Below are 13693 nucleotides of genomic sequence, written 5' to 3'. Positions count from 1 at the left end.
GCCAAGGGTAAATTCGAGCGCACCAAGCCGCACGTCAACGTCGGCACGATCGGTCACGTGGACCACGGCAAGACGACGCTGACGGCAGCGCTGACGAAGATCGGTGCCGAGCGTTTCGGTGGCGAGTTCAAGGCGTACGACCAGATCGACGCGGCGCCGGAAGAAAAGGCGCGCGGCATCACGATTTCGACGGCGCACGTGGAATACGAATCGCCGAACCGTCATTACGCGCACGTGGATTGTCCGGGGCATGCGGACTACGTGAAGAACATGATCACGGGTGCGGCGCAGATGGATGGCGCGATCCTGGTGTGTTCGGCGGCCGACGGTCCGATGCCGCAGACGCGTGAACACATCCTGCTGGCGCGCCAGGTCGGCGTGCCGTACGTGGTGGTGTTCCTGAACAAGGCGGACATGGTGGACGACGCCGAGCTGCTGGAGCTCGTCGAGATGGAAGTCCGCGAACTGCTGAGCAAGTACGATTTCCCGGGCGACGACACGCCGGTGATCAAGGGTTCGGCGCTGAAGGCGCTGGAAGGCGATCAGAGCGAAATCGGCGTGCCGGCGATCATCAAGCTGGTGGAAGCGCTGGACACGTACATTCCGGAACCGGTGCGCGTGCTGGACAAGCCGTTCCTGATGCCGGTGGAAGACGTGTTCTCGATCTCGGGCCGCGGCACGGTGGTGACGGGTCGAATCGAGCGCGGCATCGTGAAAGTTGGCGACGAAATCGAAATCGTCGGCATCCGTCCGACGGTGAAGACGATCGTGACGGGCGTTGAGATGTTCCGCAAGCTGCTGGACCAGGGCCAGGCGGGCGACAACGTCGGTCTGCTGTTGCGCGGTACGAAGCGTGATGACGTGGAGCGCGGCCAGGTGCTGTGCAAGCCGGCGTCGATCAATCCGCATACGAAGTTCGAAGCGGAAGTGTACGTCCTGTCGAAAGACGAAGGCGGCCGCCACACGCCGTTCTTCAAGGGCTACCGTCCGCAGTTCTATTTCCGTACGACGGACGTGACGGGCAATGTCGAGCTGCCGGAAGGCGTCGAGATGGTCATGCCGGGCGACAACATCAAGATGGTGGTGACGCTGATCGCCCCGATCGCGATGGAAGAAGGTCTGCGTTTCGCGATCCGTGAAGGCGGTCGTACCGTCGGCGCCGGCGTCGTCGCCAAGATCTTCGCTTGAAAATAACGCCTGGCGCGACTTGAAATCGCGCCAGGCGGCCGAAACTGGCCTTGGCGGCGCAAGCCGCCATCGCCGTTTCCGAAATAACGGGTTTTACGCGGTACGCCAGTAGCTCAATTGGCAGAGCAGCGGTCTCCAAAACCGCAGGTTGGGGGTTCGAGTCCCTCCTGGCGTGCCATTTGGTAGCAAGTCCGGCTTGGCAAAGCGCTTCCGCGCCGACGCGAGGGCCGCATCGGCAGCAAGGACATGAACGCGAAAGTCGAACAAGCTCCCGGCACTAACGCCGCCGATATCGCCAAGCTCACGCTGGCCGCGATCATTCTGATCGCAGGCATCGTGGGCTTCTACTATTTTGCTGAATCCGCCCCGGTGTTGCGCGTACTAGGCCTGCTGGCCGGTTTCGTGCTGGCCGCCGTCGTCGGCAGCGCTACCGCAAAAGGTCGAGATCTGCGTTCCTTCCTCAAGGAATCCAGCTTCGAACTGCGCAAGGTAGTGTGGCCGACTCGCGAGGAAACCATCCGTACCACGGGTGTGATTTCCGTCGTCGTCATCATCATCAGCATCATCCTTGGCCTGATCGACCTGCTGCTCAAGGTCGTCGTCATGGATTGGCTGCTCAAGCTGTAAGGACGACTCATGGCCAAGCGTTGGTACGTAGTGCACGCCTATTCGGGTTTCGAACACCAGGTTGCCAAGGGCCTGCGCGACCGCGTCATCCGTGCGGGCATGGAAGAGCGGTTCGGCGACATCCTGGTGCCGACCGAAGAAGTCATCGAAATGCGTGGTGGCCAGAAGCGCCGCAGCGAACGCAAGTTCTTCCCCGGCTATGTGCTGGTGCAGATCGAGACCGATACCGAGAACAAGGCGCCCAAGATCGACGATGAATCCTGGCATCTGGTGAAGGAAACTTCCAAGGTGATGGGCTTCATCGGCGGCACCGCCGACCGTCCACTGCCGATCAAGGATTCCGAGGCCGACGCGATCCTGCGCCGCGTGCAGGAAGGCGTGGAAAAGCCAAAGCCCAAGGTGCTGTTCGAGCCGGGCGAAATGGTCCGTGTCACGGAAGGCCCGTTCAACGACTTCAACGGCGTGGTCGAGGAAGTCAACTACGAAAAGAGCCGCCTGCGCGTAGCCGTGCTGATCTTCGGCCGTTCGACTCCGGTCGAGCTTGAGTTCGGTCAGGTCGAGAAGGCGTAAGCACGATCGGATGCCTCCAGGTCCAGCGCTGCATGGCGGCTGCTCATCCTGAAGAATCCGCGAAGTTTCGACAAAGCGTGAAGCCAGGGCACGTGCTATCCCTGGTGCGATGGGGAGCCTGAGTTCCAGGCGCTATACCCGGAGAAGAGACAATGGCAAAGAAAGTAGTCGGCTATATCAAGCTGCAGGTGAAGGCCGGTCAGGCCAACCCCTCGCCGCCGGTCGGTCCTGCGCTGGGTCAGCGCGGCCTGAACATCATGGAATTCTGCAAGGCGTTCAATGCCGCCACGCAGAAGCTGGAACCGGGCCTGCCGATTCCGGTCGTGATCACGGCCTATTCGGACCGTTCCTTCACCTTCATCACCAAGACCCCGCCGGCCTCGATTCTGCTGAAGAAGGCCGCTGGCATCCAGTCGGGCTCCAAGCGCCCGAACACGGAAAAGGTTGGCAAGGTCTCGCGCAAGCAGCTCGAGGAAATTGCTACCGCCAAGATGCCGGATCTCACCGCCGCTGACCTCGAAGCCGCCGTGCGTACCATCGCCGGCAGCGCGCGCAGCATGGGCCTGAACACGGAGATCTAAGGCAATGGCAATCACCAAGCGTTTCAAAGCAATGCAGAATCTGGTCGAGCCGGGCAAGTCGTATCCGGTCGAAACCGCGCTGAAGATCCTCAAGGACAACGCCAAGGCGAAGTTCGTCGAGTCCGTCGACGTCGCCATCCGTCTCGGCATCGATGCAAAGAAGTCGGACCAGGGCGTGCGCGGCTCCAGCCTGCTGCCCCACGGTACCGGCAAGACCATCCGCGTGGCGGTGTTCTGCCCGCCGGGCGAGAAGGCCGAGGCTGCCAAGGCTGCCGGTGCCGATGCCGTCGGCATGGACGACCTGGCCGAGCGCATGCAGGGCGGCGAACTGAACTTCGGCCGCGTGATCGCTACGCCGGATGCCATGCGCGTCGTCGGTAAGCTCGGTCAGCTGCTGGGCCCGCGCGGCCTGATGCCGAATCCGAAAGACGGCTCGGTCACGGCCGACGTCGCCACCGCGGTGAAGAACGCCAAGGCGGGTCAGGTCAAGTTCCGCAACGACAAGGCCGGCATCATCCACGCCACCATCGGCAAGGCGAGCTTCGAGTCCGACGCGTTGAAGGACAACCTCAACACGCTGCTGGCCGACCTGCTCAAGGCCAAGCCGTCGAGCGCGAAGGGTCAGTACCTGCAGAAAGTTTCGCTGTCGACCACCATGGGCCTGGGCGTCATCGTCGACCAGTCCACCCTGGGTCTGAAGCTGTAATTCAGTTTTCGCGGCGCAAGCCGCAACGATGCCGGGATTGGCGTCGGATTCATTTTGAGGGCACCCGGTGCAGTGCACCGGGAGCCGTCAAAGACCGCAGGCGACCCTAGCGGTTCGTCTGGGAGAGCACGGAAGCGCAGCATTGCGAAGGAAGCTCCCAGTCGTGGCGTGAAGGTCTTAAACCGCAAGCCTGCGCAGATGGTGTTGCCCGTAACAGGTTTTCCTGGAACGGCCACCAAAACGGTATCGCGAGATACCAGCGGATCGTCAAGGAAGAATGATCCGTTTCGCTGATGGAGGGCCAGGGCACAGGAGTGCTCTGCAATCCGGTTCGGAGAACGCAATGGCGCTCAATCTTGCGCAAAAGAAAGAGGTCGTTGCCGAACTGGCGAATGTGGCTTCCTCGGCTTATTCCCTGGTCGCCGCCGAGTACGCGGGTCTTTCCGTCGGACAGCTCACTGAGCTGCGCCGGAAGGCGCGTCAGAACGGTGTGTATCTTAAAGTTGCCAAGAACACGCTGGTCTCGCGCGCAGTTGCGGGTACCGATTACGAGTGCGTCAAAGACTCGCTGGTCGGTCCACTGCTGTATGCCTTCTCGAAGGAAGATCCCGGTGCTGCCGGGCGTCTGATCAAGGATTTCGCCAAGGGTGCGGACAAGCTGAAACCCGTTGTAGTCGCCATGGGCGGCAAGGCATATCCGGGCTCGCACGTTGACGTGCTGGCCTCGCTGCCGACCCGCGACCAGGCGCTCAGCATGTTCCTCAGCGTGCTCGTCCAGCCTGCCACCATGCTCGTCCGCCTGCTCTCGGAACCCGCGTCGCAGATTGCGCGCGTTACCAAGGCAGCCGGTGAGAAGCAGGCAGCTTGAGCCACACGCCAGCCGGTCACGAAATTTACCACTTAGCCGTAATTTCCAGGAGTTAACACTATGTCTCTCAGCAACGAGCAGATCATCGAAGCGATCGCCGGCAAGACCCTCATCGAAGTGATGGAGCTGGTCAAGGCGATGGAAGAAAAGTTCGGCGTGTCCGCCGCTGCCCCGGTCGCCGCCGCTGCTGGCCCGGCCGCCCCGGCTGCCGTCGTCGAAGAAAAGACCGAGTTCACCGTCGTGCTGAAGTCGGCCGGCGAGAAGAAGGTCGAAGTGATCAAGGCTGTCCGCGCGATCACCGGCCTGGGCCTGAAAGAAGCCAAGGATCTGGTCGAGTCCGCTCCGGCAACCGTCAAGGACGCCGTCAGCAAGGACGATTCGGCCAAGTTCAAGAAGGAACTGGAAGCTGCTGGCGCCGCTGTCGAGATCAAGTAAGCGACGCGTTGCGTCGCCTGCTAGTCCAGGCAAGACGAAAGCCTGGGGGCGTAAGCTCCCGGGCTTTCACTGTTGTTCGCACGGATTGCGACTATCGGCAAGCGGTGACGGAGCCAGCTTGACACTGTTTGCCGATATCCGTTTTCCCTTCCACGCCGCTGTTTCCGCAGCGGCGGTTATGACGACCCGAGGCGGTACCCGACCATGACCTACTCGTTCACCCAGAAGAAGCGTATCCGCAAGGATTTCGGCAAGCGCCCTGTTGTGCTTGACGTGCCTTTCCTGCTCGCCATCCAGGTGGACTCCTACCGGGAGTTCCTCCAGCTCGACGCCGGCGGTGTTACCGCCCGCGAAGACAAAGGCCTGCATGCGGCGCTGAAGTCGGTGTTCCCGATCACGAGCTATTCGGGCAATGCTGCCCTCGAATACGTCAGCTATCGCTTGGGCGAGCCTCCATTCGACGAGCGCGAATGCCGCCAGCGCGGCATGAGCTACGGTGCGCCGCTGCGCGTCACCGTGCGCCTGGTCATCTACGATCGCGAAAGCCCGGCCAACAACAAGGCCATCAAGTATGTGAAGGAACAGGAAGTCTACATGGGCGAATTGCCGCTCATGACCGACACCGGCACCTTCATCGTCAACGGCACCGAGCGCGTCATCGTCTCGCAGCTGCACCGTTCGCCCGGCGTGTTCTTCGACCACGACCGCGGCAAGACGCACAGCTCGGGCAAGCTGCTCTTCTCGGCCCGCGTGATTCCGTATCGCGGTTCCTGGCTCGATTTCGAATTCGATCCCAAGGACTGCCTGTTCACCCGTATCGACCGCCGCCGCAAGCTGCCGGTGACGGTGCTGCTGCGCGCCCTGGGTTATACCAATGCCGAGATGCTGGACCTGTTCTTCGAAAAGAACGTGTTCACCCTGGGCAAGCAGGGCGGTGCAGAGCTTGAGCTTGTCGCCGAGCGCCTGCGCGGCGAAACCCTGAACTTCGATCTGCGCGCCGGCGAGCGCGTCGTGGTCGAGGCGGGCAAGCGCATCACCGCGCGCCACGTGCGCGACCTGCAGAAAGAAAACATCAATTCGCTGGAAGTGCCGGACGACTACCTGCTCGGCCGCATCGTTTCGCATGACGTGATCGATCGCAAGACCGGCGAGCTGCTGGCCCTGGCCAACGAGGAAATCAACGAAGTCCTGCTGGAGAAATTCCGCAAGGGCGGCGTCGAGAAGATCTCTACGCTGTGGGTCAACGACCTCGACCGCGGTCCGTATATTTCCTCGACCCTGCGTATCGACTCGACCAAGACGCCGCTCGAAGCGCTGGTCGAAATCTATCGCATGATGCGTCCGGGCGAGCCGCCGACCAAGGAAGCTGCGCAGAACCTGTTCTTCAATCTGTTCTTCACCTTCGAGCGCTACGACCTCGATCGTGTCGGCCGCATGAAGTTCAACCGTCGCGTCGGCCGCAAGGACGACAATGGTCCGGGCATCCTTTACGACCACAAGTACCTGGCCGAGCGCAACGACGAGAACTCCAAGTCGCTGGTCAAGGAACTGGGCCAGACTTCCGACATCCTCGACGTCATCCGTACGCTGTGCGAAATCCGCAACGGCCGCGGCGTGGTCGACGATATCGATCACCTGGGCAACCGTCGCGTGCGTTCGGTCGGCGAAATGGCCGAGAACGTATTCCGTATCGGCCTGGTGCGTGTCGAGCGCGCCGTGAAGGAGCGTCTGTCGCTGGCCGAGTCCGAAGGCCTCACGCCGCAGGAACTCATCAATGCCAAGCCGGTTGCTGCTGCGATCAAAGAGTTCTTCGGTTCCTCGCAGCTGTCGCAGTTCATGGATCAGAACAACCCGCTGTCGGAAGTCACGCACAAACGTCGCGTGTCGGCCCTCGGCCCGGGCGGCCTGACCCGCGAACGTGCCGGCTTCGAAGTGCGTGACGTACATCCGACCCACTACGGCCGCGTCTGCACCATCGAGACGCCGGAAGGCCCGAACATCGGCCTGATCAACTCGCTCGCCGTCTATGCGCGCACCAACGACTACGGCTTCCTCGAGACGCCGTATCGCCGCGTGACCGATGGCCGCATCACCAACGAAGTGGACTACCTGTCGGCCATCGGCGAAGGTGAGTTCGTCATCGCCCAGGCCAACTCGCCGATGACCGAGGACGCGCGCTTCGTCGACGAATACGTCGCTTGCCGTTACCGCGGCGAATCCGAACTGCGCCTGTCCGGCGACGTGCACTACATGGACGTTTCGCCGATGCAGACCGTGTCGGTCGCGGCGGCGCTGGTGCCGTTCCTGGAACACGACGACGCCAACCGCGCACTGATGGGCGCGAACATGCAGCGCCAGGCCGTGCCGACCCTGCGTGCCGAGAAACCGCTGGTCGGAACCGGCATCGAGCGCGCTGTGGCGCGCGACTCGGGCGTGCTGGTGCTGGCCAAGCGCGGCGGCGTGATCGACCAGGTCGATGCCGGCCGTATCGTCGTGCGTGCACATGAGGTCGAAGTCGGCGACAACGACGCCGGCGTCGACATCTATACGCTGACCAAGTACACGCGTTCCAACCAGAACACCTGCATGAACCAGCGCCCGCTGGTGAAAGTAGGCGATGTGGTGGCCACCGGCGACGCACTGGCCGACGGTCCCTCGACCGATATCGGCGAGCTGGCGCTCGGCCAGAACATGCTGATCGCGTTCATGCCGTGGAACGGCTACAACTTCGAAGACTCGATCCTGATCTCCGAACGCGTGGTCGAGGAAGACCGCTATACCACCATCCATATCGAAGAACTGACCTGCGTCGCACGCGACACCAAGCTCGGTCCGGAAGAAATCACCGCCGACATTCCCAACGTGGGCGAACAGGCGCTGTCGCGCCTGGACGAAAGTGGCGTTGTATACATCGGCGCCGAAGTGAAGGCGGGCGACATCCTGGTCGGCAAGGTCACGCCCAAGGGCGAGTCGCAGCTGACGCCGGAAGAAAAGCTGCTGCGCGCGATCTTCGGCGAGAAGGCGTCCGACGTGAAGGACAGCTCGCTGCGCGTTCCGCCGGGCATGGACGGCACGGTCATCGACGTGCAGGTGTTCACGCGCGACGGTATCGAGAAGGACAAGCGCGCGCGCCAGATCGAGGAAATGGAAGTCAAGCGGGTCAAGAAAGACTTCGACGACCAGTTCCGCATCCTCGAAAGCGCGATCTACGCACGTCTGCGTTCGGCCCTGCTTGGCAAGGTTGCCAATCATGGCCCGAACAACCTCAAGCGTGGCTCGGAAATCAACAACGAATACCTCGACGAGCTGAAGAAGGACGAGTGGTTCAAGCTCAGCGTCAAGGACGATGACGCCGCCGAGTTCCTCGAACGCGCCGCCGAACAGATTCGCCGTCATCGCGAAGAGTTCGATCGCCGCTTCAAGGAAAAGCAGGCCAAGATCACCCAGGGCGACGACCTCGCGCCGGGCGTGCTCAAGATGGTCAAGGTCTACCTGGCTGTGAAGCGCCGCATCCAGCCGGGCGACAAGATGGCTGGCCGCCACGGCAACAAGGGTGTGGTCTCGATGATCGTGCCGGTGGAGGACATGCCGTTCTCCGCCGATGGCCGACCCATCGACATCGTGCTCAACCCGCTGGGCGTGCCGTCGCGTATGAACATCGGCCAGGTGCTGGAAGTGCATCTGGGCTGGGCCGCCAAGGGCCTGGGCCACAAGATCGAAGCCATGTTGGTGGCGAACGAGAAGGCGAGCGAACTGCGCAAGTTCATCGACCAGATCTACAACCACGACAAGGAATCCTTCGGCAAGGATCGCGTCGAGCTGGATCAGTTCAGCGACGACGAGCTGAAGGTGCTGGCCAAGAACCTGACCAAGGGCGTGCCGATGGCGACGCCGGTGTTCGACGGCGCGTTCGAAGAAGAAATCAAGTACATGCTGAAGCTGGCTGGTCTGCCCTCGTCGGGCCAGACCATCCTGATCGACGGCCGTACCGGCGAGCAGTTCGACCGTCCGGTCACGGTCGGCTACATGCACATGCTCAAGCTGAACCACCTGGTCGACGACAAGATGCATGCGCGTTCGACGGGTCCGTACTCGCTCGTCACGCAGCAGCCGCTGGGCGGCAAGGCGCAGTTCGGCGGTCAGCGCTTCGGCGAAATGGAAGTGTGGGCGCTGGAAGCCTACGGCGCGGCCTACACCCTGCAGGAAATGCTGACGGTCAAGTCCGACGACGTGCCGGGCCGCAACCAGATGTACAAGAACATCGTCGACGGCAACCACGAGATGGTGGCGGGCATGCCGGAATCCTTCAACGTGCTGGTGAAGGAAATCCGCTCGCTCGCGATCAACATCGAGCTGGAAGAGACGAAGTAAGCGGCCGGATTGAGGAGATTACGAAATGAAAGACTTGCTCAACCTGTTCAACCAGCAGCGACAGACGCTGGACTTCGACTCGATCCGCATCGGACTGGCGTCGCCGGACCTGATCCGTTCCTGGTCCTTCGGTGAAGTGAAGAAGCCGGAAACGATCAACTACCGCACCTTCAAGCCGGAACGCGACGGCCTGTTCTGCGCCGCGATCTTTGGTCCGATCAAGGACTACGAGTGCCTCTGCGGCAAGTACAAGCGCATGAAGCATCGTGGCGTCGTGTGCGAAAAGTGCGGCACCGAAGTCACGCTGGCCAAGGTTCGCCGCGAACGCATGGGCCATATCGAACTGGCCAGCCCGACCGCGCATATCTGGTTCCTCAAGTCGCTGCCTTCGCGCATCGGCCTGATGCTGGACATGACCCTGCGCGACATCGAGCGCATTCTGTACTTTGAAGCCTATGTGGTGGTCGAGCCCGGCCTGACCGCGCTCGAGCGCGGCCAGCTGCTGACCGAAGAACAGTACCTGCAGGCAGTGGAAGAGCATGGCGACGAATTCGACGCGCGCATGGGCGCCGAAGCCGTCTACGAACTGCTCAAGGCCATCGACCTCAACCAGGAACTGATCAAGCTGCGCGAGGAAATCGCCAGCACCAACTCGGAAACCAAGCTCAAGCGCCTGTCCAAGCGCATCAAGCTGGTCGAGAGCTTCCTCGAGTCGGGCAACCGGCCGGAATGGATGGTCATGACCGTGTTGCCGGTGCTGCCGCCGGATCTGCGTCCGCTGGTGCCGCTGGACGGCGGCCGCTTCGCGACGTCGGACCTGAACGACCTGTACCGCCGCGTGATCAACCGCAACAACCGCCTGAAGCGCCTGCTGGAACTGAATGCGCCCGACATCATCGTGCGCAACGAAAAGCGCATGCTGCAGGAATCGGTCGACGCGCTGATGGACAACGGCCGCCGCGGCCGCGCCATCACCGGCACCAACAAGCGCCCGCTCAAGTCGCTGGCCGACATGATCAAGGGCAAGCAGGGGCGTTTCCGCCAGAACCTGCTCGGCAAGCGCGTCGACTACTCTGGCCGTTCGGTCATCGTGGTCGGCCCGACCCTGCGCCTGCACCAGTGCGGACTGCCCAAGAAGATGGCGCTGGAGCTGTTCAAGCCCTTCATCTTCTCCAAGCTGCAGCGCCGTGGTCTGGCCACCACGATCAAGGCGGCAAAGAAACTGGTCGAGCGCGAAGAAGCCCAGGTGTGGGACATCCTCGAAGAGGTGATCCGCGAACATCCGGTCATGCTCAATCGCGCACCGACCCTGCATCGTCTGGGCATCCAGGCGTTCGAGCCGGTGCTGATCGAAGGCAAGGCCATCCAGCTGCATCCGCTGGTCTGTACCGCGTTCAACGCCGACTTCGACGGCGACCAGATGGCCGTGCACGTGCCGCTGTCGCTGGAAGCGCAGCTGGAAGCGCGCGCGCTGATGATGTCGACCAACAACATCCTGTCCCCGGCCAACGGCGATCCGATCATCGTGCCGACCCAGGACGTGGTGCTGGGTCTGTACTACATGACGCGCGAGCTGGTGAACGCGAAGGGCGAGGGCATGGTGTTTGCCAACGTCGCCGAAGTTCACCGCGCCTACCAGAACCGTGCAGTCGAACTGCATGCCAAGGTGAAGGTGCGTCTGAAGCTGACCGACCGTGACGACAAGACCGGCGTGCGCAGCGAGCGCATGGCGATCGTCGACACTACTGTCGGCCGCGCACTGCTGCACGAGATCATCCCGGCCGGCCTGCCGTTCGCGCTGGTCAACACCGAGCTGACGAAAAAGAACATCTCGCGCCTGATCAACGCCTGCTACCGCAAGCTGGGTCTGAAGGACACGGTCGTGTTCGCCGACCAGCTGATGTACACCGGCTTCCACTACGCGACGCGTGCCGGTATCTCCATCGGCATCGACGACATGAAGATTCCGGGCGAGAAGCGCGCGATTCTCGAAGTCGCCGAAAAGGAAGTGGTCGAGATCCAGGAGCAGTTCCAGTCCGGTCTCGTCACGGCGGGCGAACGCTACAACAAGGTCGTCGACATCTGGTCGCGTACCAACGAGCAGGTGGCCCAGGCCATGATGCGCGGCATCGGTTTCGAGAAGGTCGTCAACGCCAAGGGCGAGACGGTCGAGCAGAAGTCGATGAACTCGATCTACATCATGGCCGACTCCGGCGCGCGTGGTAGCGCGGCGCAGATCCGCCAGCTTGCCGGTATGCGCGGCCTGATGGCCAAGCCGGACGGCTCGATCATCGAGACGCCGATCAAGGCGAACTTCCGCGAAGGCCTCGACGTACTGCAGTACTTCATCTCGACCCACGGTGCACGTAAGGGCCTGGCCGATACCGCGCTGAAGACGGCGAACTCGGGCTACCTGACGCGTCGTCTCGTCGACGTGGCGCAGGACATGGTCGTCACCAGCGTGGATTGCGAAACCTACGAAGGCCTGACGATGACCGCCATCGTCGAAGGCGGCGACGTGGTCGAGCCGCTGCGCGACCGCGTGCTGGGCCGTGTCGTGGCCGAAGACGTCTATGCCCCGGGCAATGACGATCAGCCGATGGTGACGCGCAATACCCTGCTCGACGAAGCACTGGTCGACAAGATGGACCAGGCCAGCGTGCAGTCGATCAAGGTGCGTTCGCCGATCACCTGCGAAACCCGCTTCGGCGTCTGCGCCCATTGCTATGGCCGTGACCTTGCTCGCGGACACATGGTCAACCAGGGCGAAGCGGTGGGCGTCATTGCCGCGCAGTCCATCGGCGAGCCGGGCACGCAGCTGACCATGCGTACCTTCCATATTGGTGGCGCGGCGTCTCGTGCGGCTGCCGTGGACAATGTGCAGGTCAAGACCACTGGCGCGCTGCGCTTCAACAACCTGAAGACGGTGCAGCATTCGCAGGGCCACCTGGTTGCGGTGTCGCGTTCGGGCGAAGTATCGGTACTCGACACTCACGGCCGCGAGCGCGAGCGCTACAAAGTGCCCTACGGCGCCACCATTTCCGTCAAGGACGGCGCACCGGTCAAGGCTGGCCAGATCGTGGCGAACTGGGATCCGCATACCCACCCGATCGTTTCGGAAGTGGCGGGCGTGCTGCGCTTCATCGACTTCATCGATGGCGTGACCGTGCAGGCGCAGACCGACGAACTGACCGGTCTGGAAAGCGCGGTGGTTACCGATCCGAAGCGCCGCGGCACGCAGGCCAAGGATTTGCGTCCGACCGTGCGCATCGAAGACAAGAAGGGCAAGGAGCTGAAACTGCCCGGTACCGACATTCCGGCACAGTACTATCTGCCGGCCGGTGCCATCGTCTCGCTGCAGGACGGCGTGGAAGTGGGCGTGGGTGACGTGGTTGCACGTATCCCGCAGGAAACGTCGAAGACCCGCGACATCACCGGTGGTCTGCCGCGCGTGGCCGACTTGTTCGAAGCCCGCAAGCCCAAGGAGCCGGCAATTCTGGCCGAACGCTCGGGCATCATCAGCTTCGGCAAGGACACCAAGGGCAAGCAGCGTCTGATCATCAAGGACGTCGATGGCAACGAGCACGAGGAACTGATTCCCAAGTGGCGTCACGTCATCGTGTTCGAAGGCGAACATGTGGAAAAGGGCGAAACCGTTGTCGACGGCGAACCCAATCCGCACGACATCCTGCGCCTGCTCGGCGTGGAGCCGCTGGCGGCTTACCTGGTCAAGGAAATCCAGGACGTCTATCGTCTGCAAGGTGTGCGCATCAACGACAAGCACATCGAGACGATCATTCGCCAGATGCTGCGCAAGATCGAGATCACGGTGGCCGGCGATACCCGCTTCCTGCGTGGCGAGCAGGTTGATCGCATCCGCATGATCGAGGAAAACCGCCGTGCCGATGCGCGTGGCGAGTTGCCGGCGCAATTCGATCCGGTTCTGCTGGGCATTACCAAGGCCTCGCTCGCCACCGAGTCGTTCATCTCGGCGGCTTCGTTCCAGGAAACCACCCGTGTCCTTACCGAAGCGGCAGTGCGCGGCACGCGCGATACCTTGCGCGGCCTGAAAGAGAATGTTATCGTCGGCCGTCTTATTCCGGCCGGTACTGGCTTGGCCTATCACGCCACACGTCGCCGCCTCGCGGCCGGTGGTTTGTCGGATTCGGATATCGAAACCCTTCGTGGTGGCGTGACCGAATTCGTGGCCGACTCCGCCGACGACAACGGCTAAGTACCAGCGTCCTCGCGGCGCAAAAACGACATCGAAATGAAGCACAGGATGTGCTTCGTGTTCGTCTACAAGGATGTGAAGGCCGGGGCGTCTTATTGACGCCCTTGTCAACC

Annotated in this window: 9 protein-coding genes and 1 tRNA gene; all 10 read left to right on the top strand. The window is 62.2% G+C overall.

The annotated features are described in order from the left end of the window. A partial coding sequence (gene tuf, locus DFR29_RS09145; protein ID WP_166653975.1) for an elongation factor Tu occupies nt 1-1188 on the top strand: 1188 nt, incomplete at its 5' end. 102 nt (nt 1189-1290) lie between these two features. Next, nucleotides 1291-1366 (top strand) — tRNA-Trp (locus DFR29_RS09140). A 68-nt stretch (nt 1367-1434) separates the two neighbouring features. After that, nucleotides 1435-1815, top strand: coding sequence for a preprotein translocase subunit SecE (gene secE / locus DFR29_RS09135; RefSeq protein ID WP_133818273.1), 381 nt, complete (start codon nt 1435-1437; stop codon nt 1813-1815). A gap of 9 nt (nt 1816-1824) precedes the next feature. Then, on the top strand, nt 1825-2385 hold the full coding sequence (nusG, locus tag DFR29_RS09130) for a transcription termination/antitermination protein NusG (RefSeq protein ID WP_133818272.1): 561 nt from the start codon (nt 1825-1827) through the stop codon (nt 2383-2385). A 152-nt stretch (nt 2386-2537) separates the two neighbouring features. Next, the gene (rplK, locus tag DFR29_RS09125) at nt 2538-2966 is read left to right on the top strand and encodes a 50S ribosomal protein L11 (RefSeq protein WP_133818271.1); all 429 of its coding nucleotides are present in this window, start codon (nt 2538-2540) and stop codon (nt 2964-2966) included. A gap of 4 nt (nt 2967-2970) precedes the next feature. Then, nucleotides 2971-3672 (top strand): 50S ribosomal protein L1, encoded by a 702-nt coding sequence (rplA, locus tag DFR29_RS09120; protein ID WP_133818270.1) that lies wholly within the window; start codon nt 2971-2973, stop codon nt 3670-3672. Between the two features lie 343 nt (nt 3673-4015). After that, on the top strand, nt 4016-4540 hold the full coding sequence (gene rplJ, locus DFR29_RS09115) for a 50S ribosomal protein L10 (protein WP_133818269.1): 525 nt from the start codon (nt 4016-4018) through the stop codon (nt 4538-4540). A gap of 60 nt (nt 4541-4600) precedes the next feature. Next, a complete protein-coding gene (rplL, locus tag DFR29_RS09110; protein ID WP_133818268.1) occupies nt 4601-4975 on the top strand; it encodes a 50S ribosomal protein L7/L12 in 375 nt (124 codons plus the stop codon). 204 nt (nt 4976-5179) lie between these two features. Continuing rightward, nucleotides 5180-9346 carry a DNA-directed RNA polymerase subunit beta gene (gene rpoB, locus DFR29_RS09105; RefSeq protein ID WP_133818267.1) on the top strand — a complete coding sequence of 1389 codons (4167 nt, stop codon included), beginning with the start codon at nt 5180-5182 and terminating at the stop codon, nt 9344-9346. A 25-nt stretch (nt 9347-9371) separates the two neighbouring features. Next, nucleotides 9372-13580, top strand: a complete 4209-nt coding sequence (gene rpoC / locus DFR29_RS09100; protein ID WP_133818266.1) for a DNA-directed RNA polymerase subunit beta' — start codon at nt 9372-9374, stop codon at nt 13578-13580. Nucleotides 13581-13693 lie beyond the last annotated feature (113 nt).

Origin of the sequence: Tahibacter aquaticus (assembly GCF_004363655.1) — a bacterium.
Taxonomy (GTDB): domain Bacteria; phylum Pseudomonadota; class Gammaproteobacteria; order Xanthomonadales; family Rhodanobacteraceae; genus Tahibacter; species Tahibacter aquaticus.
This window is presented reverse-complemented; position numbering and strand designations above follow the sequence as displayed.

Excerpts from the sequence above, each read along its gene's own strand:
- rpoC (WP_133818266.1), top strand. The coding sequence starts at position 9,372 with ATGAAAGACTTGCTCAACCTGTTCAACCAGCAGCGACAGACGCTGGAC.
- rplL (WP_133818268.1), top strand. The coding sequence starts at position 4,601 with ATGTCTCTCAGCAACGAGCAGATCATCGAAGCGATCGCCGGCAAGACC.
- nusG (WP_133818272.1), top strand. The coding sequence starts at position 1,825 with ATGGCCAAGCGTTGGTACGTAGTGCACGCCTATTCGGGTTTCGAACAC.
- rplK (WP_133818271.1), top strand. The coding sequence starts at position 2,538 with ATGGCAAAGAAAGTAGTCGGCTATATCAAGCTGCAGGTGAAGGCCGGT.
- secE (WP_133818273.1), top strand. The coding sequence starts at position 1,435 with ATGAACGCGAAAGTCGAACAAGCTCCCGGCACTAACGCCGCCGATATC.
- rpoB (WP_133818267.1), top strand. The coding sequence starts at position 5,180 with ATGACCTACTCGTTCACCCAGAAGAAGCGTATCCGCAAGGATTTCGGC.
- rplA (WP_133818270.1), top strand. The coding sequence starts at position 2,971 with ATGGCAATCACCAAGCGTTTCAAAGCAATGCAGAATCTGGTCGAGCCG.
- rplJ (WP_133818269.1), top strand. The coding sequence starts at position 4,016 with ATGGCGCTCAATCTTGCGCAAAAGAAAGAGGTCGTTGCCGAACTGGCG.